The 23,371-nt window shown below is 72.6% G+C and carries 24 protein-coding genes and 1 rRNA gene (1 of these 25 running past the window's edge); 21 read left to right on the forward strand and 4 right to left on the reverse strand.

The features are described from left to right. Positions 1-73: 73 nt before the first annotated feature. From CS0771_RS18650 to CS0771_RS18690, 9 genes are all read left to right on the forward strand, one after another. Complete coding sequence (locus CS0771_RS18650; protein ID WP_212842171.1) at positions 74-529, forward strand: PH domain-containing protein; 456 nt, start codon at positions 74-76, stop codon at positions 527-529. A 347-nt stretch (positions 530-876) separates the two neighbouring features. Beyond that, complete coding sequence (gene infC, locus CS0771_RS18655; RefSeq protein WP_203757302.1) at positions 877-1,455, forward strand: translation initiation factor IF-3; 579 nt, start codon at positions 877-879, stop codon at positions 1,453-1,455. A 70-nt stretch (positions 1,456-1,525) separates the two neighbouring features. Then, complete coding sequence (rpmI, locus tag CS0771_RS18660; RefSeq protein WP_203757289.1) at positions 1,526-1,720, forward strand: 50S ribosomal protein L35; 195 nt, start codon at positions 1,526-1,528, stop codon at positions 1,718-1,720. A gap of 40 nt (positions 1,721-1,760) precedes the next feature. Continuing rightward, positions 1,761-2,132: a 50S ribosomal protein L20 gene (gene rplT, locus CS0771_RS18665; protein ID WP_120320125.1), complete on the forward strand. Its 372-nt coding sequence runs from the start codon at positions 1,761-1,763 to the stop codon at positions 2,130-2,132. An 8-nt stretch (positions 2,133-2,140) separates the two neighbouring features. Further along, positions 2,141-2,965: an RNA methyltransferase gene (locus CS0771_RS18670; RefSeq protein WP_244870872.1), complete on the forward strand. Its 825-nt coding sequence runs from the start codon at positions 2,141-2,143 to the stop codon at positions 2,963-2,965. Positions 2,966-3,193: 228 nt separating this feature from the next. Further along, the gene (gene pheS / locus CS0771_RS18675) at positions 3,194-4,285 is read left to right on the forward strand and encodes a phenylalanine--tRNA ligase subunit alpha (RefSeq protein ID WP_212842172.1); all 1,092 of its coding nucleotides are present in this window, start codon (positions 3,194-3,196) and stop codon (positions 4,283-4,285) included. Between the two features lie 2 nt (positions 4,286-4,287). Continuing rightward, positions 4,288-6,768: a phenylalanine--tRNA ligase subunit beta gene (pheT, locus tag CS0771_RS18680; protein WP_212842173.1), complete on the forward strand. Its 2,481-nt coding sequence runs from the start codon at positions 4,288-4,290 to the stop codon at positions 6,766-6,768. After that, positions 6,768-7,658, forward strand: coding sequence for a dihydropteroate synthase (gene folP, locus CS0771_RS18685; RefSeq protein ID WP_212842174.1), 891 nt, complete (start codon positions 6,768-6,770; stop codon positions 7,656-7,658). The genes pheT and folP overlap by 1 nt, the downstream gene beginning before the upstream one ends. A gap of 8 nt (positions 7,659-7,666) precedes the next feature. Continuing rightward, positions 7,667-8,386: a pyrimidine reductase family protein gene (locus tag CS0771_RS18690; RefSeq protein WP_212842175.1), complete on the forward strand. Its 720-nt coding sequence runs from the start codon at positions 7,667-7,669 to the stop codon at positions 8,384-8,386. Positions 8,387-8,586: 200 nt separating this feature from the next. On the opposite strand, the gene CS0771_RS18695 is transcribed toward CS0771_RS18690, so the two are convergent. Next, complete coding sequence (locus CS0771_RS18695) at positions 8,587-9,855, reverse strand: MFS transporter (RefSeq protein ID WP_212842176.1); 1,269 nt, start codon at positions 9,853-9,855, stop codon at positions 8,587-8,589. Continuing rightward, positions 9,852-10,424 (reverse strand): helix-turn-helix transcriptional regulator, encoded by a 573-nt coding sequence (locus CS0771_RS18700; protein WP_212842177.1) that lies wholly within the window; start codon positions 10,422-10,424, stop codon positions 9,852-9,854. The genes CS0771_RS18695 and CS0771_RS18700 overlap by 4 nt, the downstream gene beginning before the upstream one ends. Before the next feature lie 124 nt (positions 10,425-10,548). On the opposite strand from CS0771_RS18700, the gene CS0771_RS18705 reads away from it, so the two are divergent. The 9 genes from CS0771_RS18705 to argH all read left to right on the forward strand — a co-directional run bounded on the left by CS0771_RS18705 (position 10,549) and on the right by argH (position 18,877). Then, entirely contained in the window at positions 10,549-11,247 is a 699-nt protein-coding gene (locus CS0771_RS18705; RefSeq protein WP_212842178.1) for a TNT domain-containing protein, read from the forward strand. Further along, complete coding sequence (locus tag CS0771_RS18710) at positions 11,244-11,495, forward strand: hypothetical protein (RefSeq protein ID WP_212842179.1); 252 nt, start codon at positions 11,244-11,246, stop codon at positions 11,493-11,495. The genes CS0771_RS18705 and CS0771_RS18710 overlap by 4 nt, the downstream gene beginning before the upstream one ends. Before the next feature lie 69 nt (positions 11,496-11,564). Further along, positions 11,565-12,578: an N-acetyl-gamma-glutamyl-phosphate reductase gene (argC, locus tag CS0771_RS18715; protein ID WP_212842180.1), complete on the forward strand. Its 1,014-nt coding sequence runs from the start codon at positions 11,565-11,567 to the stop codon at positions 12,576-12,578. Then, complete coding sequence (gene argJ / locus CS0771_RS18720) at positions 12,575-13,729, forward strand: bifunctional glutamate N-acetyltransferase/amino-acid acetyltransferase ArgJ (protein ID WP_212842181.1); 1,155 nt, start codon at positions 12,575-12,577, stop codon at positions 13,727-13,729. Before argC ends, argJ begins: the two co-directional genes overlap by 4 nt. Then, positions 13,726-14,610: an acetylglutamate kinase gene (gene argB, locus CS0771_RS18725; protein ID WP_212842182.1), complete on the forward strand. Its 885-nt coding sequence runs from the start codon at positions 13,726-13,728 to the stop codon at positions 14,608-14,610. The genes argJ and argB overlap by 4 nt, the downstream gene beginning before the upstream one ends. Further along, complete coding sequence (locus tag CS0771_RS18730) at positions 14,607-15,827, forward strand: acetylornithine transaminase (RefSeq protein WP_212842183.1); 1,221 nt, start codon at positions 14,607-14,609, stop codon at positions 15,825-15,827. The genes argB and CS0771_RS18730 overlap by 4 nt, the downstream gene beginning before the upstream one ends. Further along, on the forward strand, positions 15,824-16,747 hold the full coding sequence (gene argF, locus CS0771_RS18735; protein WP_212842184.1) for an ornithine carbamoyltransferase: 924 nt from the start codon (positions 15,824-15,826) through the stop codon (positions 16,745-16,747). Before CS0771_RS18730 ends, argF begins: the two co-directional genes overlap by 4 nt. Positions 16,748-16,814: 67 nt before the next feature. Continuing rightward, positions 16,815-17,348: an arginine repressor gene (locus CS0771_RS18740; RefSeq protein ID WP_212842185.1), complete on the forward strand. Its 534-nt coding sequence runs from the start codon at positions 16,815-16,817 to the stop codon at positions 17,346-17,348. Positions 17,349-17,464: 116 nt separating this feature from the next. Then, positions 17,465-18,877 (forward strand): argininosuccinate lyase, encoded by a 1,413-nt coding sequence (argH, locus tag CS0771_RS18745; protein ID WP_212842186.1) that lies wholly within the window; start codon positions 17,465-17,467, stop codon positions 18,875-18,877. 231 nt (positions 18,878-19,108) lie between these two features. On the opposite strand, the gene CS0771_RS18750 is transcribed toward argH, so the two are convergent. Next, positions 19,109-20,020, reverse strand: coding sequence for a hypothetical protein (locus CS0771_RS18750; RefSeq protein ID WP_212842187.1), 912 nt, complete (start codon positions 20,018-20,020; stop codon positions 19,109-19,111). A gap of 71 nt (positions 20,021-20,091) precedes the next feature. Here CS0771_RS18750 and CS0771_RS18755 point away from each other — a divergent pair, with 71 nt between their 5' ends. Beyond that, positions 20,092-20,706 (forward strand): DNA-3-methyladenine glycosylase, encoded by a 615-nt coding sequence (locus CS0771_RS18755; protein WP_244870873.1) that lies wholly within the window; start codon positions 20,092-20,094, stop codon positions 20,704-20,706. A gap of 43 nt (positions 20,707-20,749) precedes the next feature. On the opposite strand, the gene CS0771_RS18760 is transcribed toward CS0771_RS18755, so the two are convergent. Beyond that, the gene (locus tag CS0771_RS18760; protein WP_212842189.1) at positions 20,750-21,412 is read right to left on the reverse strand and encodes a hypothetical protein; all 663 of its coding nucleotides are present in this window, start codon (positions 21,410-21,412) and stop codon (positions 20,750-20,752) included. Between the two features lie 123 nt (positions 21,413-21,535). Between CS0771_RS18760 and tyrS the strand changes: the two genes are divergently transcribed. Then, complete coding sequence (gene tyrS / locus CS0771_RS18765; RefSeq protein WP_212842190.1) at positions 21,536-22,792, forward strand: tyrosine--tRNA ligase; 1,257 nt, start codon at positions 21,536-21,538, stop codon at positions 22,790-22,792. Positions 22,793-23,355: 563 nt separating this feature from the next. Next, positions 23,356-23,371, forward strand: a 16S ribosomal RNA gene (locus CS0771_RS18770); it runs 1,500 nt beyond the window's last position.

Raw genomic sequence — 23,371 nt, forward strand, 5'->3', positions numbered from 1 at the left:
CAACGGTGTGTGACGCGCCTCGGCGGCGGTGGCGGTGGAGGCCGTCACCGCCGCCCGTGGCAGACTCGTCGGCGTGAGCAGCGAGGGACAGCGCGTCAGTTTCCGGCCCCTGCGTACGCGGCGGGTGTGCATCGGCGCCGCGGTGGCGGTGGTGGTGCTGTTCGCGGTGATCGGCACCGCGCTGACCGAGGTCGGCGAGGGCGTGTTCCGCAAGGGCGACCAGTTCGCCATGATCGCGCTCGGGGTGGTGTTCGCGCTGGGCATCATGGCGGTGGCCCGGCCCCGCGTGGAGGCCGACGCCGCGGGCATCCGGGTCCGCAACATCATCGGTGGGTACGAGCTGCCGTGGGGCGCTGTGCGCAAGATCGCATTCGAGCGCAACCAGCCGTGGCTGAGCTTGGAGCTGGAGAACGACGACACCGTGTCGGTGCTCGCCGTGCAGGCAGTGGACCGGGCGCACGCGGTCGCCGCGGTGCAGTCGCTGCGGTCGCTGCACGCCGCCGCCCGTGCCGCGGAACCGGTGGCCTGAGCACATACCCTCCCGCCCTGCCGGGCGCAAGCAGGGGTTGTGGTAATCTTTTCGAGTCGACCTTTCCGACACCCGTGAACGCGCCCTGTGTGCGGTCCGGCGGAGTCGGAGGCAAGCGGAGCGCCTGCTCCCACCCGATCGCCCTGAGCGAGCCGGGTCCGGTCACCTGGTGAAGGACTTTCCCGTCCTCCATTCGGGTCGTGCACTTGGCGTGCACCCAGACCGGTCGAGCGGGCCCAGGCTGTCGCCTGGGCCTTCTGCTTTTGGTCTGACGCCAAGCGCGTCGCCGGCGCCTACCGGTGGCGCGGAACACGATTTGAGGAGGCCACATCAGCGTCGAGCCACGCATCAACGATCAGATCCGGGCGCGTGAGGTCCGACTGGTCGGCCCGGAGGGTGAGCAGGTGGGCATCGTCCCGCTGGAGCGCGCCCTGCAGTTGGCCGCGGATGTCGATCTGGATCTGGTTGAGGTTGCGCCCATGGCACGCCCGCCGGTCTGCAAGCTCATGGACTTCGGCAAGTTCAAGTACGAGAGCGCGCTCAAGGCCAGGGAAGCCCGGCGTAACCAGCAGCAGACGGTCATCAAGGAGATGAAGCTCCGTCCGAAGATCGACTCGCACGACTACGAGACCAAGAAGGGTCACGTCGTGCGGTTCCTCAAGGCCGGAGACAAGGTCAAGGTGACCATCATGTTCCGCGGTCGCGAGCAGAGCCGCCCGGAGCTGGGCTTCCGCCTCCTGCGCAAGCTGGAGGAGGAGGTCGCCGAGGTCGGATTCGTCGAGTCGTCGGCGAAGCAGGACGGGCGAAACATGATCATGGTGCTTGCGCCGCATCGCAGCACGAAGGCCGCCGTCGGCCGCAAGGGCGACGAGGGCACCGGTGCGGAGGCCGAAGAGGCCGTGGCCGAGCCCTCGGCACAGGCCTGACGACGCTCGATTTGGGCACCTGCCGCACGGCCCCCGCCGTGCGGCGAGATTCTGTAGGGGAGAACTTCCGATGCCGAAGATGAAGAACCACAGCGGCATGGCCAAGCGGGTCAAGGTGACCGGCTCCGGCAAGATCGTTAAGGAGCAGGCGGGCAAGCGCCACCTGCTGGAGGTCAAGTCCTCCCGGCGCACCCGCCGGCTGACGGGCACCGTCGAGGTGGCCAAGGCCGACGTGAAGCGCATCAAGAAGATGCTCGGCCGCTGACGCGCGCCTTTTAGACGGAAACCTTTAAGGAGAAGCTGATATGGCACGCGTCAAGCGGGCGGTCAACGCCCAGAAGAAGCGCCGTACCCTGCTCGAGGCCGCCAGCGGTTACCGCGGCCAGCGCTCCCGCCTGTACCGCAAGGCGAAGGAGCAGATCCTCCACTCGATGCAGTACGCCTACCGCGACCGCAAGGACCGCAAGGGCGACTTCCGGCAGCTGTGGATCACCCGCATCAACGCGGGCGCTCGTGCCAACGGCATGACGTACAACCGCCTCATCCAGGGCCTCAAGCTCGCGGGTGTCGAGGTCGACCGCAAGATCCTCGCCGACCTGGCCGTGAACGACGAGGCGGCGTTCGCCGGCATCGTCGCGGTGGCCAAGAAGGCCGTCGCCGAGGCTCAGGCCGCCTGAGCCCGTCGGTGACGCAGCACTTCCAGCGACCCGGGGACCCGCTGTTCACGCAGCGGACTCCCCGGGTCGTTGCCGCATCGAAGCTCCACCGCCGCCGCGACCGCGAGAAGGCCGGGCGCTTCCTCGCCGAGGGCCCGCAGGCCGTCCGGGAGGCGCTGGCCGTCGGCGCGGTACGCGACATCTTCGTGACCGAGGACGGCCGCCGCCGCCACCGCGACCTGCTGCACGGGGCGAGCAGCGCGCACTTCTCCGTCGTCACCGACGAGGCGATGGCCGCGCTCGCCGACACGGTCACCCCGCAGGGCGTCATCGCCGTCTGCGACCTGCGCGACGTCCCGCTGGAGGCGGCGCTGGCCCGCAGGCCGAAGCTGGTCGCCGTCGCCGTCGAGATCCGCGACCCGGGCAACGCCGGCACGATCCTGCGCACCGCCGACGCCGCGGGCGCGACCGCGGTGGTGTTCGCCGGGGACGCCGTGGATCCGTACAACTCCAAGTGCGTACGCGCCTCCGCGGGCAGCCTGTTCCACCTCGACGTGGTGCGCGCCCCCGACGCGCCCGCCGCGCTGGCCGCGCTGCGCGGGGCGGGCCTGCGCACCCTGGCCACCTCCGGCTACGGCGCGACCGACCTCGACGACCTGCTCGACGACGGCTCCCTCGCGCAGCCGACCGCCTGGCTGTTCGGCTCGGAGGCGCACGGCCTGCCCGACGACCTGCGCGACGCGGCCGACGCCGCGGTCCGCGTGCCCATCCACGGCCGCGCCGAGTCGCTCAACCTCGCCGCCGCCGCGGCCGTCTGCCTCTACGCCTCCGCCCGCGCGCAGCGCCCCCGATAACCGGGCCGCGAGCGCTGAGCGCCGCGCGGTATGCTCGCGGCGAGAACCCGTCCGAGAGGGAGCGAACGATGAGGCGCCGTTCCTTTAGCCAGCCCGCCGGTGGCGGGCGGCGGAACTGACGCGCGTTCAGCTCTTCCTCTCCGATCGCACCGGTGGGCTGCGGCGAAGCCGCGCGTGCCCGTCCTGGCCCATTGCCTAGACTGTTCCGGTTGCCGATCTGGAGTTCTGATGACATACCGTCACGATCCGTACGACCCCAAGCAGGCCGCGATGCTCGATCCGGCCGCGCTCGACGACGCCGTCGCCGCCGCGGACAAGGCCTTCGCGGACGCCACCGACCTGGACGCGCTCGCCGCGCAGAAGGTCGCGCACCTGGGTGACCGCTCGCCGGTGTCGCTGGCCCGCCGCGAGATCGGCGCGCTGCCGCCCGCCGCCAAGGCCGACGCGGGCAAGCGCGTCAACGAGGCCCGCACCGCGATCCAGGCCGCGTACGACGCGCGCCTGGTGGTGCTGGAGGCCGAGCAGGCCCAGCGCGTGCTGGAGACCGAGACCGTCGACGTCACCCTGCCCTGGGACCGCCGCCCGCGCGGCGCCCGGCACCCGCTGACCACGCTGATGGAGCGGGTCGGCGACCTGTTCGTCGGCATGGGATACGAGATCGCCGAGGGCCCCGAGGTCGAGCTGGAGTGGGCCAACTTCGACGCGCTCAACATCTCGCCGGACCACCCGGCGCGCGGCCTGATGGACACGTTCTGGGTGAAGGCCGCCGCGACGAGCACCGGCGCGACCGAGTCCGGCCTGGTGCTGCGTACCCACACCTCGCCGGTCCAGGCGCGCACGATGCTGGACCGCAAGCCGCCGATCTACGTGGTCGTCCCCGGGCGGGTGTACCGCACCGACGAGCTGGACGCCACCCACTCGCCGGTCTTCCACCAGGTCGAGGGCCTGGTGGTGGACAAGGGCATCACCATGGCGCACCTCAAGGGCACGCTGGACCACTTCGCCCGCGCGATGTTCGGCCCGGACGCGCGGACCCGCTGGCGGCCGCACTACTTCCCGTTCACCGAGCCGTCGGCCGAGTTCGACGTGTGGTTCGCGGCGCACCGCGACGGCCCGCGCTGGGTCGAGTGGGGCGGCTGCGGCATGGTCAACCCGAACGTGCTGCGCGCGTGCGGGATCGACCCGGAGGAGTACTCCGGCTTCGCGTTCGGCATGGGCATCGAGCGGACCCTGATGTTCCGCAACGGCCTGAGCGACATGCGGGAAATGATCGAAGGCGATGTGCGGTTCTCCCGCGCGTTCGGCATGGAGGTGCACTGACCATGAAGGTCGGACTGTCCTGGCTGCGGGAGCACGTCGCGCTGCCCGCTGACCTCACCGAGGCCGATCTGGACCTCGCCCTGAACAACCTCGGCATCGAGGTCGAGGAGATCGCCGACCAGCGCCACTCGGTGCAGGGCTCGCTCGTCGTCGGCCGGGTGCTGACGATCGAGGAGCTGACCGAGTTCAAGAAGCCGATCCGGTTCTGCACCGTGGACGTCGGCCAGGCCAACGGCACCGGCGCGCCGCAGGAGATCATCTGCGGCGCCCGGAACTTCGCCGAAGGCGACCGCGTCGTGGTGATCCTGCCCGGCGGCGTGCTGCCCGGCGGCTTCGCCATCGGCGCGCGCAAGACCTACGGCCGCAACTCGCACGGCATGATCTGCTCCGCGGCGGAGCTGGGCCTGTCCGGCGACCACGACGGCATCATCATCCTGCCCGAGTCGGTCACCGCGCAGCCGGGCGACGACGCGCGCCCGGTGGTCGGCCTGGACGACATCGAGGTGCACGTCACGGTCACGCCCGACCGGGGATACCAGATGTCGGTGCGCGGCCTGGCGCGCGAGCTGGGCCACGCGTTCGGCGCGCGGTTCACCGACCCCGGCCTGGCGCCCGCGCCGGCCGGCACGGCGGCCCCCGCGTGGCCGGTGACCATTCAGGACACGCAGGGCTGCGACCGCTTCGCGGCCCGGCTGGTACGCGGCATCGACCCGGCCGCGCCCACCCCGGACTGGATGGCCCGCCGCCTGCTCACCGCCGGTGTCCGCACGCTCGGCCTCGCCATCGACATCACCAACTACGTGATGCTCGAGCTGGGCCAGCCGATGCACGCCTTCGACGCCGACCGGATCACCGGCGGGCTCGTGGTGCGCCGCGCGACCGAGGGCGAGAAGCTGACCACCCTGGACGGCCAGGCCCGCGTGCTGTCCGCCGAGGACATGGTGATCTGCGACGACACCGGTCCCGTCTCGCTGGCCGCCGTCATGGGCGGGCAGACCTCGGAGGTCGTCGACGGCACGGTCAACGTGCTGTTCGAGGCCGCGCACTGGGACCCGACCATGGTCGGGCGCACCGCGCGGCGGCACAAGCTGTTCAGCGAGGCCGCCAAGCGCTGGGAGCGCGGCGTGGACCGCGAGCTGTGCCTGGTCGCCATCGACCGGGCCGTCAAGCTCCTGGTCGAGTATGGCGGCGGCACCCCGGGCGAGGAGATCCTCGACCTGAACCACCCCGGCGAGCCCACGATGATCAGCATGGCGGCCGACAAGCCCAGCCGGCTGATCGGCGTGGACTACTCCGTCGACCGTATCGGCGACCTGCTCACCGAGGTCGGCTGCGACACGGCCGTGTACGACGACCGCGTCGACGTGATCACGCCGAGCTGGCGGCCCGACCTGCGCGAGCCCGCCGACCTGGTGGAGGAGGTGGTCCGGCTGGACGGCTTCGAGAAGGTGCCCAGCGTGCTGCCGATCGCGCCGCCCGGCAACGGCCTCACCCCGTCCCAGCGCCGCAAGCGCTCGGTCGGCCGCACCCTGGCCGAGCAGGGCTACGTCGAGGTGCTGTCGTACCCGTTCGTCGCCGCGAGCGCGCTGTCCACGCTGGGGCTGCCCACCGACGCGGTGCGGCTGGCCAACCCGCTGTCGGACGAGGAGCCGTTCATGCGGACCAGCCTGCTGCCCCCGCTGCTGGCCGCGCTCAAGCGCAACGTCGGCCGCGGCCAGCGCGACGCCGCGCTGTTCGAGCAGGGCCTGGTCTTCCTGCCCGACCCGGCGGCCGGCGTGCCGCCGGTGCTGGGTGTCGCGGGCCGTCCCGACCCGGCGCTGTGGGAGAAGGCCAACGCCTCCGTGCCCGCGCAGCCGTGGCACGTGGCCGTGGTGCTGACCGGCGAGTACGAGCGCTCCGGCTGGTGGGGCGCGGGCCGCGCCGCCATGTGGTCCGACGCGGTGCAGGCCGCGCGCGACGTGCTGGCCGCCTCGGCGGTCCCGGCCGCGTCGGTCGGCGTCAGCGCGGCCGAGCAGGCGCCGTGGCACCCGGGCCGGTGCGCGGCGATCACCGTGGACGGCGTCGTCGTCGGCCACGCGGGCGAGCTGCACCCGGCCGTCTGCACCGCGCTGGACCTGCCCAAGCGCACCTGCGCGATGGAGCTGAACCTGGACGCGGTGCCGCTGCCGGGGCCGACCCCGCCGCCGGTGTTCTCGACGTACCCGCCCGCGCTCATCGACGTCGCCCTCGTGCTGTCCGCCGACGTGCCCGCCGGGCAGGTCGAGGCGGCGCTGACCGAGGGCGCCGGCCCGCTGCTGGAGTCGGTGCGGCTGTTCGACGTGTACGCGTCCGAGCAGCTCGGGGCGGGGCAGCGCTCGCTGGCGTACAAGCTGACCTTCCGCGCGCCCGACCGGACCCTGACCGTCGAGGAGGCGGTCGCGGCCCGGGACGCGGCGGTGGCGGTCACGGCGCAGCGCTTCGGCGCGATCCTGCGCGGCGCCTGATGTTCATCCCCGACCTGATCGCCCCCAAGCGGGTCATCGCCGGACGCGAGTTCGACTTCGACCGCCAGGTCGCGGTCATGGCGGTGGTGAACCGGACCCCCGACTCGTTCTACGACAAGGGGGCCACCTACGCGCTCGACGCGGCGGTCGCGGCAGTCGATGCCGCGGCCGCCGCCGGCGCGGACTGGATCGACATCGGCGGGGTGAAGTTCTCGCCCGACGGCGGCGAGGTGCACAGCGACGTCGAGCTGGAGCGGGTGCTGCCGGTGGTGGAGGCCACCGTCGCGCGGCACCCGCACCTGGTCGTCAGCGTCGACACGTTCCGCGCCGACGTGGCCGAGGCCTGCCTCGCCGCGGGCGCGCACGTCGTCAACGACACCACCGGCCTGCACGATCCGGCGCTCGCCGACCTGGTCGCGGCCCACCCGCACACCCAGCTGATCGTCACGCACAGCCTGGCCCGGCCGCGCACCCACTACCCGAAGCCGCAGTACGCCGACGTGGCGGGCGAGATCGCCGCGTTCCTGCGGTCGCGGGTCGAGGTCGCGCTCTCCCGGGGCGTACGCCCCGAGCAGATCGTCATCGACCCGGGCCACGACCTGAACAAGAACACGTTCCACACGCTGGAGCTGACCCGGCGCCTGCCCGAGATCGCCGCCGTGGGCTATCCGATGCTCGCCGCCGTGTCCAACAAGGACTTCGTCGGCGAGACGCTCGACCGGCCCCAGGGCGAGCGCCTGTCCGGCAGCCTCGCCGCAGCCGTCACCAGCGTGCTGCTCGGCGCCCGGATCGTACGCATGCACAACGTGCGTGAATCCGTGGACGCCGTGCACATGACCGAGGCGATCCTGGGCTGGCGCCAGCCCGCCTACACCGTGCACAATATGTGAGGTCGCGTATGCGCAGGCTGTGGCCGGAACCGTCCGCCGAGCTGGACAGCGGGGAGCTGCTGTCGGCGTACCCGCGTGCGGACCGGCCGCTGCTGCGCGCCAACATGATCACCTCACTGGACGGGGCGGCCACCCTCGAAGGCCGCTCCGGCGCGCTCGGCAGCCCCGCCGACCAGGACCTGATGAAACGCCTGCGCATGCAGGCCGACGTGGTCGTGGTCGGCGCGGGCACGATCCGCGTCGAGGGTTACGGCGCGACCCTGCTCGACGCCGAGGCCCAGGCGTGGCGGACGGCCCACGGCCTCACCCCGCACCCGCGCTTCGCCGCGGTGACCCGCTCCGGCGACGTCCCTGCCAAGTTCTTCACCGACCCGCCGACGCCGCCGATCGTGATCACGTACGCGTCCGCGCCCCACGACTACCCCGCCGACACCGAGGTGATCGACTGCGGCGACTCGTCGGTCGACCCCGCCGTGATGGTCGCCGAACTCGCCGCCCGCGGCCTGACCCAGATCCTCTGCGAGGGCGGCCCGCACCTGCTCGGCGGCCTGGTCGCCGCCGACCTGGTCGACGAACTCTGCCTCACCCTCAGCCCCACCCTGGCCGGCCCCGGCTCCGTCCGCATCGTCGCCGGCCCCCCATCGGCCCCCCGCCGCCTGACCCCCACCCACGTCCTCACCGACGGCACCCACCTCTACCTCCGCCACACCCGCCCCACCACCCCCTGACCCCGCCCACCCCGCCCCGCCCCACCCCGCCCCGCCCCACCCCGCCCCGCCCCACCCCGCCCGAGGCCGCCTCCGGCGGCCAAGGTCATCGGACTTGCCCGGCACACGGGCGTATCTTGAGGCCGCATTCGCCCAAGTGCCTGGCAAGTCGGACGATCAAGGCCGCGCGGGCGAAGGGCTCGGGCGGGGCTGGGGCGGGCTCAGGCGGTCGCGGAGGCGGGTTCGCGGGAGGGGGCGGTGGGGGAGGCGACGGGGGTGTCGGCGCGGAGGGTGCGCACGCCGCGGTTGGCGAGCATGCCGAGCACCGCCAGCACCATCACCCCCGCCGCGCACCGCAGCGCGTTCTGCGTGCCGATCCACTCCGCCAGCGGCCCGGCCGCCACCTGCCCGACCGGGATCGCCAGGAACGACCCCAGCATGTCGTACGAGTACACCCGCGCCAGCCGATCCGCGGGCACGTGCCGCTGCAGCGACGAGTCCCACGCGATCGCGAACTGTTCGATCGCGACCCCGCACAGGAACCCGCTCACCAGCAGCACCGGCAGCGTCGGATGCTCGGCCAGCGCCACGATCGGCAGCGCGAACCCGAACATGCACACGCACCCCACCAGCAGCGGCCGCCGCAGCCGCAGCCGCAGCGCCAGCAGCGCCCCCGCGACCATGCCCGCCGTCTGCACCGCGAGCACCGTGCCCCACCCCGACCGCCCGACGGTGTCGTTGGCGACCGTGGGGCCGAGCACGCTCATCCCACCCTGGTGGGCCGCGTTGAGGAAGGTGAACGCGAGCACGACGGACCACACCCAGCTCCGGGACGCGAACTCGGTCCACCCGACGCGCAGCTCGTGCAGGGTGCCCGCGCGCGGTGCGGTGCGGTCGCGCACGTCTGCCACGCGTACCCGGGCGAACGCCAGCGCCCCGACCGCGAAGGTGGCGGCGTCGGCGGCCAGGCCCCAGCCGGGCCCGACGGTGGCGACGAGCGCCCCGCCCAGCGCCGCGCCCGCGATCATGGCGGCGTTCGAGCCGAGCCGGGTGAGCGCGTTGGCCGGCTGGATGAGGTCGGCGGGCACGGTCTGGGGCAGCATGGCCGCGGCGGCGGGCAGCGACAGCGCCGAGACGATGCCGTTGACCACGCCGAGCGCCATCAGCAGGGGAATGGTCGCGGTGCCGGTGAGCACCAGCACGGCGACGGCGCCCTGGGTGAGCGCCGCGAGCACGCCGGACCCGACCATGACCAGGTGCCGGGGCAGCCGGTCGGCGAGCACGCCGCCGAACAGCACGAACAGCACGTTGGCCAGGGACCGCGCGCCGACGACGAGGCCGAGGTCGACGGCGGAGTCGGTGAGGTCGAGCACGGCGAAGGCGAGCGCGATGGGCGCCACGGCGTTGCCGAGCATGCCGACGATCCGGCCGGTGAGCAGGTATCGGAACGCGGCGTGGCGCAGCGGCGTGAGGGCGTCGCGGAAGCTCACTCGTCCTCCATGCGGAACAGGGCGATGGTCGCGCTGACGCGCACCGTGCCGGGGGTGTGCGGGGGCTGGGCGGCCTCGTGCAGCTCCCGGCTCGCCTCGAAGACCCGGTCGCGCAGCGCGCGCCACCGGTCGGGGTCGACCCAGAGCTCGGCGTCGGTGGTCAGGTTGGCCGAGGCGGGTCCCGTGACGACGGCGCGGCCGCGGCGCTGCAGCTCGGCGGCGAGCGCGGCGTACATCAGCTGGGCTCCGTAGGACGTCGGGTATTCGGCGGGCTCGCCGGGCTCGCGTGGGTCGAACTCCCTGCTGACGTCGTACCGGTAGCGCCGGGCGACGCCGCCGCGGACCTTCTCCTGCCCGGCGGGCTGGATGTGCCCGCTGTCGCGCAGCAGGCGCAGGTGGTAGCTGGCGTTGGCGTGGGTGATCTCCAGCTCGCGGGCGATCTCGGCGGCGCTCAGCTCGGCTCCGGTGAGCAGCGACAGGATGCGCAGCCGGACGGGGTGCGCCAGGGCGCGCAGATCGCCGACCGTGGTGCGGCGGACCGCGGCCTCGTCCTCACCTGCCGAAGACATGGCGCCGTCCTCATCTCCCAAAGACATGTTGGGGAGTCTAAACCACCAAACAAGTCTTGGGGAGTGTCCAACTCCCGGCTCCCGCCGTTAGTGATCATGCAATCGCTCACGCTACGGGGGTTCCGTGAAAGTCCGTCTCCTGCTCGCGGCGCTGGCCGCCAGCCTGCTCGTCCCGCTCGCCCCGGCCGCCGCGACGGCCGGTCCGCACCACCCGCCACCGCCCGCGGGCAGCTACACCGAGTGCGAGCCCGGCACACCGGCCATCGCACCGGCCACCCAGACCTACTACGACCCGGCGCTGCCCCAGCTCGGCCCGAAGCCGCTGCCCCGGCGCGGCGCCGTCGGCCGCCTGCTGCACGGGTACCACCGCTTCGGCTCGCTCGACCGGGACGCGTTCGTCGCCGAGTACCTCGACGCCCAGCAGCGCTTCATCTACCCGCCGAACGACGGTTTCCTGACGCACGGCGACATGGTCGACCGGCACCCGCTGGAGCTGCAGCCGCGGGCGCGGCTGGACCGCTTCGGCTTCCCGGGCGGCACCTTCCTGGCCCCGCTGGGCGCCTCGTTCGGGCAGCGCGCGCTGCCGCCGCAGAGCCTGAACACGCCGGAGGGCGCGCCCCAGGCCAACTACCACGTGTACTGCGTGCTCAAGCCGTTCAGCGTGGACGCCGGCCCGGCCGCGCCGTGGTTCGGCCAGCCCGGTCTGGGTACGCAGTACAAACTGATGCCGCAGTACCTGCCCGAGGCCGGCGGCGCGCTGAGCGTGACGTGGCTGCTGGCCAACGGCTACCTGGTGGAGGAGAAGCCGGTGGTGCGCAAGTGATCCCGGATCGGCACGTGCTCGTGACGGCGCTGCTGGAGGCCGGGCAGCCGCCGGAGTCGTTCGAGGTGCCCGGCGTGCACGAGCACGTGCCGATCCCGACCGACTTCTGGTTCCTGCGCCCGGCCGGTGAACGCTGGGAACTCGGTTACTACGAGCGTGGGGTGTACGACGTCCGCGAGGTGCTGTCAGACGAGGGCGCTGCCTGCACCCGCTTCTACGAGCTGGTGGCCGGCTTCCCGGATGAGTGACGCGCGCCTCATTTGCATGAACATACAGTCCATCGTATTCTCATGGAGAATGTTTATGCGGAGGTAGGCATGGGAATCCGGATCGGCGTCGCGGGAGCCAGCGGTTATGCGGGCGGGGAGCTGCTGCGCCTCATCGCGGGGCACCCCGAGTTCGACCTCGTCGCGGCCACCGCGCACAGCCAGGCGGGCAAACCGGTCGCCGCGGTGCATCCGCACCTTACCGGCCTCGACCTGACGCTCGGCGAGACCTCGCCGGACGCCTTCGCCGACGCCGACCTCGTCTTCCTGGCGCTGCCGCACGGCGAGTCCGCCGCGCTGGCCGCCGTCCTGCCCGCGTCCGCCAAGGTCGTCGACCTGGGCGCGGACCACCGGCTGCACGACGGCGCCGCCTGGACCCGCTACTACGGCGGCGAGCACGCCGGAGCGTGGACCTACGGCCTGCCCGAGCTGCCCGGCCAGCGGGAGCTGATCGCGAAGTCGGCCCGGGTCGCCGCGACCGGCTGCTACGCCGTGGCCACCACGCTCGCGCTCGCCCCGCTGCTGCACAGCGGCCTGGCCGACCCCGCCGACGTGGTGGTGGTCGCCGCCTCCGGCACCTCCGGCGCGGGCAAGTCCGCCAAGCTGCACCTGCTGGGCAGCGAGGTGATGGGCGACCTGAGCCCGTACAAGGTGGGCGCGCACCAGCACGTGCCGGAGATCAAGCAGGCCACCGGCGCGACCGGCCTGTCCTTCACGCCGGTGCTCGCGCCGATGCCGCGCGGCATCCTGGCCACCGTCACCGCCCGCCCCACCAGCTGCGACATCACCGTGGGCGTGGTGCGGGCCGTGCTCGCCGACGCGTACGGCGACGAGCCGCTCGTGCACCTGCTGCCCGAGGGGGCCTGGCCGCACACCGCGGCGGTGCTCGGCTCGGCGAGCGCGCACCTGCAGGCCACCGTGGACGTGGACAGTGGCCGGATCATCGTCGTCTCCGCCATCGACAACCTGGGCAAGGGCGCCGCCGCGCAGGCGGTCCAGTGCGCCAACATCATGTTCGACCTGCCGGAGACCTCCGGCCTGTCCGTTTACGGAGTCGCACCATGACGGTCACCTCTCCCAAGGGTTTCCGGGCCGCCGGTGTGGCCGCGGGGCTGAAGAGCACCGGCGCGCTGGACCTGGCGCTGGTCGTCAACGACGGCCCCGACGCCACCGCCGCGGGCGTGTTCACCGCCAACCGGGTCAAGGCCGCCCCGGTGCTGTGGACCCAGCAGATCCTCAAGGGCCGCGCGGTGAAGGCGGTCGTGCTCAACTCCGGCGGCGCCAACGCCTGCACCGGGCCGGGCGGCTTCCAGGACACCCACGCCACCGCGGAGTTCGTCGCGTCCCGGCTGGGCGGCATGGGCGCGGGCCAGGTCGCGGTCTGCTCGACCGGGCTGATCGGCGAGCGGCTGCCCATGCCGAAGCTGCTGAGCGGCGTCGAGGGCGCGAGCAAGGCGCTGGCCAAGGCGGGCGGGTTCGCCGCCGCCGAGGCCATCATGACCACCGACACCCGGCCCAAGGTCGTCGAGATCACCGGCGACGGCTGGACCGTGGGTGGCATGGCCAAGGGCGCGGGCATGCTCGCCCCGGCGCTGGCCACCATGCTGTGCGTGCTCACCACCGACGCGGTGGCCGGGGCGGACGCGCTCGACGAGGCGCTGCGCGAGGCGTGCCGGGTCAGCTTCGACCGGGTCGACTCCGACGGCTGCATGTCCACCAACGACACGGTGCTGCTGCTGGCCTCGGGCGCGTCCGGCATCGAGCCGACCCAGGAGGAGCTGACCGCCGCGGTCACCCAGGCCTGCCACGACCTGGCCCAGCAGCTGCTGGCCGATGCCGAGGGGCACACCAAGCAGATCGCCATCGAGGTGGTCAACGCGGACTCGGAGGAGGACGCGGTGATCGTCGGGCGCGAGATCGCCCGCAACAACCTGGTCAAGACGGCCCTGTTCGGCAACGACCCCAACTGGGGCCGCATCCTGGCCGCGGTCGGCGTCACCGACGCGGTGTACGAGCCGGACGAGCTGAACGTGGCGATCAACGACGTGTGGGTGTGCCGCAACGGCGCCGCCGCCGAGGACCGCTCCAAGGTCGACCTGTCCGGCGTCAAGGTGCACATCACCGTGGACCTCAACGCGGGCGACCACACCGCGACCGTGTGGACCAACGACCTGTCCCACGCGTACGTGCACGAGAACTCGGCGTACAGCTCGTGACCCCGGGGGAGAAGGCCGCCGCGCTGGTCGAGGCGCTGCCCTGGCTGACGCAGCTGCGCGGCGAGACGATCGTGGTCAAGTACGGCGGCCACGCGATGACCACGCCCGCGCTGCGCGAGTCCTTCGCGGCCGACATGGCGTACCTGCGCGCGGTCGGCCTGCGCCCGGTCGTGGTGCACGGCGGCGGCCCGCAGATCTCGGCCATGCTGGACCGGATGGGCATCGCCTCGGAGTTCAAGGGCGGCCTGCGGGTCACCACCGCCGAGGCGATGACCGTGGTGCGCATGGTGCTGCTGTCGGTCGGCAAGGACCTGGTGACCCAGATCAACCGGCACGGCCCGCACGCGGTCGGGCTGGCCGGCGACGACGCGGGCCTGTTCACCGCCGTGCGCCGCCCCGCCGTGATCGACGGCGAGCCGGTCGACATCGGCCAGGTCGGCGACGTGCTCAGCGTCGACACCGCGCTGATCGACGGCCTGCTCGCGGCCGGCCGGATTCCCGTGGTGTCCACGGTCGCGCCCGACGTCGAAGGCGTGCCGCACAACCTGAACGCCGACACCGCCGCCGCGGCGCTGGCGATCGCGCTGGGCGCCCGCAGGCTGATCGTGCTCACCGACGTGCCCGGCGTGTACGCGAACTGGCCCGACACGGACAGCCTCATCGCGAAGATGACGGCCAAGGAGCTGGACGCCCTGCTGCCGAGCCTGTCCGCGGGCATGGTGCCCAAGATGGAGGCCTGCCTGCGCGCGGTCCGGGGCGGCGTGCCGTCCGCGGTCGTGGTCGACGGCCGGGTCCCGCACTCCACCCTGCTGGAGCTCTTCACCGACGAGGGGTGCGGCACCATGGTCGTCCCCGATGACACAGACGGGGCACTGTCATGACCCTCACCCAGCGGTGGCAGCAGTCGATGATGGACAACTACGGCACCCCGCCGCTGGCCCTGGTCAGCGGGTCGGGTGCGGTGGTCGTCGACGAGGCCGGCCGGGAGTACGTCGACCTGCTGTCGGGCATCGCGGTCAACGCGCTGGGCCACGGGCACCCCGCCGTGGTCGCCGCGGTCAGCAGGCAGATCGCGCAGCTCGGGCACGTGTCGAACCTGTTCATCGCCGAGCCGCCGGTCGCCCTGGCCGAGCTGCTGCTCGCGCTGACCGGCCGCCCCGGCCGGGTGTTCTTCGCCAACTCCGGCGCGGAGGCCAACGAGGCCGCGTTCAAGCTGTCCCGGCGCACCGGCCGGACCCACGTGGTGGCCTGCGCGCAGGCGTTCCACGGGCGGACCATGGGCGCGCTGGCGCTGACCGGCCAGCCCGCCAAGGCGGACCCGTTCCGGCCGCTGCCGGGCGAGGTCACCCACATCCCGTACGGCGACGTCGACGCCCTGCGCGCGGCCGTCACCGGGGAGACCGCCATGGTCATCCTGGAGCCGATCATGGGCGAGGCGGGCGTCGTCCCGGCCCCGCCCGGGTTCCTCGCCGCCGCCCGCGAGATCACCGCGAAGCACGGCGCGCTGCTGGTGCTCGACGAGGTGCAGACCGGCGTCGGCCGCACCGGGCACTGGTTCGCCCACCAGGCCGAGGGCGTCGCCCCCGACGTGATCACCCTGGCCAAGGGCCTCGGCGGCGGCCTGCCCATCGGCGCGACCATCGCGTTCGCCGACGGCGCGTTCGCCCAGCACCACCCGGGCGGCGCGGCCGCGCTGTTCACCCCGGGCCAGCACGGCACCACGTTCGGCGGCAACCCGGTGGCCTGCGCCGCGGCGCTCGCGGTGCTGCGCACCATCGCCGCCGACGGGCTGCTCGACCACGTCAAGCGGATCGGCGAGCAGCTGCGCCGCGGCATCGAGGCGCTCAACCACCCGCTGGTGTCCGGCGTACGCGGCGCGGGCCTGCTGCTCGGCGTGGTGCTGACCGCGCCGGTCGCCCCGGCCGTGCAGAAGGCGCTGCTGGACGCCGGGTTCATCGTCAACGCCGCCCAGCCGGACGCGATCCGGCTCGCCCCGCCCCTGATCCTCACCGCCGCCCAGGCCGACGCGTTCCTGTCCGCCCTGGGCCCGGCGCTCAAGCTCGCCCAGCCCCTCACCGACTCCGGAGCCCCGTCATGACCCGGCACTTCCTGCGCGACGACGACCTGACCCCGGCCGAGCAGGACCAGGTCCTCACCCTCGCCCAGCGGTACGCCGAGAACCGGCGCGGCTTCCGCGACGCGCTCGACGGCAAGTCGATCGCGGTGCTGTTCGAGAAGCCGTCGCTGCGCACCCGGGTCTCGTTCGAGGTGGGCATCTCCGAGCTGGGCGCGCACGCGGTGCTGATCGACGCCACCAACACCCACTTCGGCCGGGGCGAGACCATGTCCGACGCGGCCCGGGTGCTGTCCCGCTACGTCGACTGCATCGTGATCCGCACCTTCGAGGACACCCGCATCGAGGAGCTGGCCGCCGCGGCGACCGTGCCCGTGGTCAACGCGCTGACCAACAGCTTCCACCCGTGCCAGGTGCTGGCCGACCTGCAGACCGTGCGGCAGCGCCTCGGCCACACCCAGGGCCGTACGCTCACCTACGTCGGCGACGCGGCCAACAACATGGCCCACTCGTACCTGCTGGGCGGGGCGGTCGCCGGGATGCACGTGCGCGTGGCCGGCCCCTTCGGGTTCACCGCGGACAAGGAGATCGTGGCGCAGGCGGCCGCGGTCGCCGCCCGCACCGGCGGTTCGGTCACCGAGTACACCGAGGCCAAGGAGGCCGTCTCCGGGGCGGACGTGATCGCGACGGACACCTGGACCTCGATGGGCCACGAGGGGGACGGGCTCGACCGGATCACCCCGTTCCTGCCGTACCAGATCAATGCCGCGCTGCTCGGCCACGCGCACCCGGACGCGATCGTGCTGCACTGCCTGCCCGCCCACCGGGGCGAGGAGATCACCGACGAGGTCATGGACGGCCCGGCGAGCGCGGTCTTCGATCAGGCCGAGAACCGGCTGCATGCGCAGAAGGCGCTGCTGACGTTCCTCATGGAGCGCGCATGAGCGACCTCGGCGGGCGAATCGTGTCAGGCTGTCGTCATGACACAGCCGAGCGGACCGAGGTGACGGCATGACCGCACCGATGACCCGTAACGCCCGGCACGCGCGGATCGAGGAGCTGATCCGCGGTGGCGGCGTGACGTCGCAGACGCAGCTCGGCGAGCTGCTCGCGGCGGAGGGCGTGCAGGTGACCCAGGCGACCCTCTCCCGCGACCTGGAGGAGCTGGGCGCGGTGAAGGTACGCGGCCGCGACGGCACCCCGGCGGTCTACCTGATCCCGGAGGACGGTCACCCGGCGCTGCGGCCCGCCTCGGTGGCCCCCGCGCGCCTGATGCGCCTGCTGCGCGAGGTCCTCAACGGCACCGACCACAGCGGCAACCTGGCCGTCCTGCGCACCCCGCCCGGCGCCGCGCACTACCTGGCCAGCGCCGTCGACCGCAGTGGCCTGCCCGACGTGGTCGGCACCATCGCCGGCGACGACACCATCTTCATGGTCGCCCGCGACCCCGCCGGCGGCGAAGCCCTCGCCGCCAAGTTCGCCAACTGGGCCGGCCTCGACACCACCGACCACCCCCACCCACCCCTCGACGACGACGACCTCTGACCACCCGGCCCAGCCGCCATCACCCCGTTGATCATGAACTTATGGGCGTGTTCGACGGCGTGTCACTGCCCTAACTTCATGATCAACTGTTCGAGAACTCACAGGAGGAACCAGCGATGACCCGGCTCTGGGGAGGGCGGTTCGCCGACGGACCGGCCGAGGCGCTGGCGCGGCTCTCGGTCAGCGTGCACTTCGACTGGCGGCTCGCCCCGTACGACCTCGCCGCCTCGCGCGCGCACGCCCGGGTGCTGGCCGCGGCCGGCCTGCTCGACCCCGAGGAGCTGGGGAAGATGCTGGCCGCCCTCGACGACCTCGACGCCGCGGTCGCGACCGGCACCTTCCGGCCCACCGTCGAGGACGAGGACGTGCACACCGCGCTGGAACGCGGCCTGCTGGAGCGCCTCGGCACGCTCGGCGGCAAGCTGCGCGCCGGCCGCTCCCGCAACGACCAGGTCGCCACCGACCTGCGCCTCTACCTGCGCGACCACGCCCGCGACCTGGGCGCCCGGATCACCGAGCTGGCCGAGGCGCTCACCGAGCAGGCCGCCCGCCACCTCGACACGCCCGCCCCGGGCATGACCCACGTGCAGCACGCCCAGCCGGTCACCTTCGGCCACTGGCTGCTGGCGCACGTACACCCGCTGCTGCGCGACCTCGAACGGCTGCGCGACTGGGACCACCGCACCGCGGTCAGCCCGCTCGGCGCGGGGGCCCTGGCCGGCTCCGGCCTGCCGCTCGACCCGGTCGCCGTCTCCAAGGAGCTGGGCTTCCGCACCTCGTTCGCGAACTCGATGGACGCGGTCAGCGACCGCGACTTCGTCGCCGAGTTCCTGTTCGTCACCGCGCTGCTCGGGGTGCACCTGTCCCGGCTCGGCGAGGAGGTGGTGCTGTGGACGTCGTACGAGTTCGGCTGGGTCGAGCTGGACGACGCCTTCGCCACCGGCTCGTCGATCATGCCGCAGAAGAAGAACGCCGACGTCGCGGAACTCGCCCGGGGCAAGGCCGGCCGGCTCATCGGCGGCCTGGTCAACGTGCTCACCATGCTCAAGGGCCTGCCGCTGACCTACGACCGGGACATGCAGGAGGACAAGGAGCCCGCGTTCGACGCGGTCGACACGCTCAGCCTGGTGCTGCCCGCGCTCGCCGGGATGATCGCCACCATGACGGTGCGCGCCGACCGGCTCGCCGCGTCCGCGCCGGTCGGCTTCTCGCTGGCCACCGAGGTGGCGGACTGGCTGGTCCGCAAGGGCGTGCCGTTCCGCGACGCGCACGAGATCACCGGCAAGCTGGTGGCGCTGTGCTCGGTGCGCGAGTGCGAGCTGCACGAGGTCAGCGACGCCGACCTGGCGGCGGTCAGCGAGCACCTGGACCCGTCGGTGCGCGACGTGCTCACCGTGCAGTCGGCGCTGGCCGCCCGCACCACCCCCGGCTCCACCGGCCCCGGCCCGGTCGCCGACCAGCTCGCCGCAGTCTCCGAGCACCTCAAGACCTGGCACGCCTGGTCCACGGAGTCCGTCGTCCCCAACTGACCCCGGGACCGCCCCGCCGTGTTCGGTGAAGATCGCCATCTCGTGTCGAAACCTCAGCTCAGACCGCAGGTTCCGACACGAGATGGCGATCTTCCGCGTCACGCCTTCGCGAAGATCGGTAGTTCGTGTCGAGAAGTGCGGCTGGACACCACTTTTCGACACGAACCCGCGATCTTCGCCAGGGCAGGGCAGGGCCGGGTGGGGCAGGGCGGGCCGGGTGGGGCGGTGGCGCTAGAGGCGGCCGTAGGCGCGGAGGGTGAGCAGGCGTTCCACCGCGACCAGGCCCTTGGCCTCGCGCTCGGCGACCGCCCACGCCTGCTGGTCGACGTCAGCCCAGGTCCAGGTCAGCGGCCAGGAACCGTCGGGCTGCTGGAGGGCGAGCAGGTAGTCCAGGTTCGCCGCGACCGAGGCCGGGTCGACGGCGGGGGACAGCGGCGAGTCCGGAGTCCGCGCCACGTCCAGCGGCTGCAGCGTGTACGCCGTCCACTCCTGCGGGCGGTGCTCGACCAGCCGGGCCGCCGCCCGGCGCAGCGCCGCCAGCGCCCGCTCCCGCGCCGCCGCCGGGAGGTGCCGGGCCTGCACGAACAGCTCCGTGGCGGTCAGGTCGCCCCGATCCAGCCGCTCGTCGGCGAACTCGTCGAGCCGCGCGAGCACCGCCTCGGTGAGGTCGCCGAGCAGCGCGGGCGGCACCAGCTCCGGGTGCTCCCACAACGCGCCGGCCAGTCCCGCGGTCGGGTTCAGCAGGCAGTCGCCGAAGTTTCCGGCGATGTCGCGGTACGCCCACCAGCCGGCCCGGGGAGCGGCGTCCGTCTCCGGCGGCACGATCCACCAGCGCCGCTCGCCCGGATCGTAGGAGTCGAGCAGGTACCGGACGGTGCGGCGTACCACCGGCTCGCCGCTGTCCGCGCCGATCTCGTGCAGCACGTTGCACGCGGTCCAGGTCGCGACCGCCGAAGAGACCGGGGTCCGCAGGTCCGGCTCCAGGGCGCGCCCGAACCCGCCGTCCTCGTTCTGGTACGCCGCCAGCTCCGCGAGCACCGCCGTCGCCGGCCCGGACTCGAAGTGGAACAGCAACCGGGCCCGGTCCAGCAGCCTGCCCTGGGCGAGCACGAACTCCCTGGCCCGCGCGTACACGTTCGACATGAATGGATGATGCCCGCCGGGTGCGACAGCACCCGTTTTGCGATCCGGCGGCCGCGGGGCATCGTTCATGCGTGGACTACTCCCTGCTCGACGCCCCCGCCTCCAAGATCGCCGACACCGCCCGCGGGCTGCTGGGCTGGGAACTCGCCGCCGGGGGAGTCCGGATCAGGCTCACCGAGGTCGAGGCGTACGCGGGCGTCGGCGAGGACCCCGCCTCCCACAGCCACCGCGGCCGCACCGAGCGCAACTCGGTGATGTTCGGCCCGGCCGGCTTTCTCTACGTGTACTTCGTCTTCGGCATGCACTGGTGCCTCAACGTGACCGCCGGCCGCGAGGGCGAGGCGGCCGCGGTGCTGCTGCGCGCGGGCCGCGTGGTCGACGGGCTGGCCGCGGCCCGCGCCCGCCGTGGCCCGGTCGCCGACCGCGAGCTGGCCCGGGGCCCGGCGCGGCTGGCGGTCGCCCTCGGCATCGACGGCACCGCCAACCGCACCTCACTGCTCGACGGCACGGGGCCCGTCCTGCTCACGCCGCCGACGACCGTGGTGGACGAGGACGCCATCCGGTCGGGTCCCCGCGTCGGCGTCGCCGCCGCGCACGACGTCCCGTGGCGCTTCTGGCTCGCGGACGAACCCTCGGTCAGCGCCTACCGCCGCCATGCCCCGCGCCGCCGACCGGCCGCCGGCTGACCAGGCTCGGCCGGCAGAGCGGGCGGGGGCGGCATCACCGCGGTCACCGGGCGAGCACGGCGCCGACGCCCTCGCTCAGCTCCAGTTCGCCCGCGTCGACGATGATCAGCTCGGCGTCCTGCAGCACCGCCTCGCGGACCAGCGCGTCCTCGGCGCGTACCGGATGGGCGCGGTCCGCCCCCATCCGCCGCACCCGCTCCTCGCTCGCCGACAGGTCCGCGGGCGAGTCGCCCAGCCATACCCGCGCTCTGCCGAGCGCGACCGGATCCAGCAGCAGCGCCTCCACCTGCCGCTGTTCGAAAGCGGCGAGCGTGTCGGCGACCCCGCTCGCGCCCGGCGCGGGCGGCTGCGCCGACGGACGGCCGTCCCGGGTCGCCAGCAGCGGCGTGACGTGCGGCAGCGGCGCCATCTCGGCGCTGTCGGTGCAGAGCGGCTCCGGCAGCGTCTCGGTGTAGTGCACCCGCCCCTGCGCGGCGAACACGGCGAGCCCGTGCCGGTGCCGCGGCCGCCGGTACTGCGCCAGCGCGCCCTCCAGCGCGAGCAGGGTCGGCTCGTCGATGCCCTCGTCGAGCAGCGTCTCGCGGGCGGCCCGCCAGCGCAGCTTCAGCGCCGCGGCGGTCGCCTCGGTGTGGTCGGTGCTGTCGATGTACACCGACGCCCAGGGGCCGGGGATCTCATACATCTCACGGAGGAAGGACAGGTCCATGCCCGCGCTATGCCCGGCGCCCCGCCGCGGCAAGCTTCCCGCCCCGTGCCGGCTTCGTGCCGCCCGGCCAGCAGGGGAAACCGGGTTGCCGAGGCGTGAGCGCGATGCGCGACAATCTACGGCGTGACGGACATCCTCGATGATCTGCAGTGGCGCGGCCTGCTGCAGGACTGCACCGGCCTTGACGAGCTGCGCGAAGACCTGGCGGCGGGCCCGCTGACGTTCTATGTCGGGTTCGACCCCACCGCGCCGAGCCTGCACCTGGGCCACCTCACGCAGGTGCTCACGGCGCGGCGGTTCCAGCTCGCCGGGCACCGGCCGCTGCTGCTGGTCGGCGGCGCCACCGGCCTCATCGGGGACCCGAAGGACAGCGGCGAGCGCAGCCTGAACTCGCCCGACGTGGTCAAGGGCTGGGTCGAGAAGATCCGCGGCCAGGTGGAGCCGTTCTTCGACTTCGAGGGTCAGTACGCGGCCCGCATGGTCAACAACCTGGACTGGACCTCGGCCCTGTCGGCGATCGAGTTCCTGCGCGACGTCGGCAAGCACTTCCCGGTGAACAAGATGCTGGCCCGCGACGTGGTGCGCAACCGGCTGGAGACCGGCATCAGCTTCACCGAGTTCAGCTACCAGCTGCTGCAGTCGCACGACTACTTCGAGCTGCACCAGCGCTACGGCTGCCGGCTGCAGTTCGGCGGCTCCGACCAGTGGGGCAACATCACCGCCGGCGTGGATTACATCCGCCGCCGCGGCGCGGGCCCGGTGCACGCCTTCACGACCCCGCTGGTGACGAAGGCTGACGGCACCAAGTTCGGCAAGACCGAGGGCGGCGCCATCTGGCTCGACCCCGCCATGACCAGCCCGTACGCGTTCTACCAGTTCTGGATCAACACTGACGACCGGGACGTGCTGCGCTACCTGAAGTACTTCAGCTTCCGCTCCCGCGAGGAGCTGCAGGAGCTGGAGCGGGAGACGGCGGAGCGGCCGTTCGCGCGGGCCGCGCAGCGGGCGCTGGCCGAGGAGCTGACCACGCTGCTGCACGGCAAGGAGGAGTGCGAGCAGGTCATCGCCGCGTCGCAGGCGCTGTTCGGGCGCGGCGCGCTGACCGAGCTGGCGCCGTCCACGCTGCGCTCGGCGCTGTCGGAGGCCGGGCTGGTGCAGGTCGACGAGCTGCCCAGTGTCGCGGTGCTGTTCAAGGAGGCCGGCCTGGCGGCGAGCCTCGGCGAGGCACGGCGCGCGGTCAGCGAGGGCGGGGCGTACGTCAACAACGAGCGGGTGACCGAAGCCGACGAACCGGTGTCCGCTGACCTGCTGCTACACGGGCAGTACCTGGTGCTCCGCCGGGGCAAGAAGACGATTGCGGGCGCTGAGCTGCGGAAATAGTCCGCCGCCCATCATGTGACGCGGGACGCTGCCCGGCGATTTGCGGCCGGAGCCGCGTCCCGCGTAATGTTCTCTCTGCCAGCGCGGAACGGACAAAACAGCCGAGACCGGAAGGTCAGGACTGAAGAGGCCGGAGCGCACCGGGTGGGGCCGATTTGATCGGATGAAACCAACCGGGTATGGTTACCGAGCCGGTGACGAGCCGGGCGGACGAGTTCGCCGAGATTCTTCTCGGAGGGGACCGTCGGCCGGGTCGCTGGTTCTCCTCGAACCTCGTACGGACCTCAGCGGTTCAGCGTGTTCGGGGTGTCCAAACGGACGAACCGCACAGATCCGAAAATTCGGGTTTGACACGGAGAGGCCGGATGGGTAAGCTGGATGAGTTGCCCCGGAGGCGGGGTCAGGGAAAACCTGACCGGTCACGGTGTGTGCTTGTTCTTTGAGAACTCAACAGGGTGCTATATAGCCAGTGCCAATTTTTTTCATCCTCGTGATGATTCCTTTGGTATGAAACAGATCTGGACATTTTGATGTCGGGTTTGTTCTGCCGGGTTTGAGAATTCTTTTTGGAGAGTTTGA

Origin of the sequence: Catellatospora sp. IY07-71 (assembly GCF_018326265.1) — a bacterium.
In the GTDB taxonomy this organism is placed as follows: domain Bacteria; phylum Actinomycetota; class Actinomycetes; order Mycobacteriales; family Micromonosporaceae; genus Catellatospora.

Bases quoted from the DNA above. Each gene is read 5' to 3' on its own strand.
- rpmI (WP_203757289.1), top strand. From the start codon at position 1,526: ATGCCGAAGATGAAGAACCACAGCGGCATGGCCAAGCGGGTCAAGGTG.
- rplT (WP_120320125.1), top strand. From the start codon at position 1,761: ATGGCACGCGTCAAGCGGGCGGTCAACGCCCAGAAGAAGCGCCGTACC.
- pheS (WP_212842172.1), top strand. From the start codon at position 3,194: ATGACATACCGTCACGATCCGTACGACCCCAAGCAGGCCGCGATGCTC.
- pheT (WP_212842173.1), top strand. From the start codon at position 4,288: ATGAAGGTCGGACTGTCCTGGCTGCGGGAGCACGTCGCGCTGCCCGCT.
- folP (WP_212842174.1), top strand. From the start codon at position 6,768: ATGTTCATCCCCGACCTGATCGCCCCCAAGCGGGTCATCGCCGGACGC.
- CS0771_RS18690 (WP_212842175.1), top strand. From the start codon at position 7,667: ATGCGCAGGCTGTGGCCGGAACCGTCCGCCGAGCTGGACAGCGGGGAG.
- CS0771_RS18700 (WP_212842177.1), bottom strand. From the start codon at position 10,424: ATGTCTTCGGCAGGTGAGGACGAGGCCGCGGTCCGCCGCACCACGGTC.
- argC (WP_212842180.1), top strand. From the start codon at position 11,565: ATGGGAATCCGGATCGGCGTCGCGGGAGCCAGCGGTTATGCGGGCGGG.
- argJ (WP_212842181.1), top strand. From the start codon at position 12,575: ATGACGGTCACCTCTCCCAAGGGTTTCCGGGCCGCCGGTGTGGCCGCG.
- CS0771_RS18730 (WP_212842183.1), top strand. From the start codon at position 14,607: ATGACCCTCACCCAGCGGTGGCAGCAGTCGATGATGGACAACTACGGC.
- argF (WP_212842184.1), top strand. From the start codon at position 15,824: ATGACCCGGCACTTCCTGCGCGACGACGACCTGACCCCGGCCGAGCAG.
- CS0771_RS18740 (WP_212842185.1), top strand. From the start codon at position 16,815: ATGACCGCACCGATGACCCGTAACGCCCGGCACGCGCGGATCGAGGAG.
- argH (WP_212842186.1), top strand. From the start codon at position 17,465: ATGACCCGGCTCTGGGGAGGGCGGTTCGCCGACGGACCGGCCGAGGCG.
- CS0771_RS18750 (WP_212842187.1), bottom strand. From the start codon at position 20,020: ATGTCGAACGTGTACGCGCGGGCCAGGGAGTTCGTGCTCGCCCAGGGC.
- CS0771_RS18760 (WP_212842189.1), bottom strand. From the start codon at position 21,412: ATGGACCTGTCCTTCCTCCGTGAGATGTATGAGATCCCCGGCCCCTGG.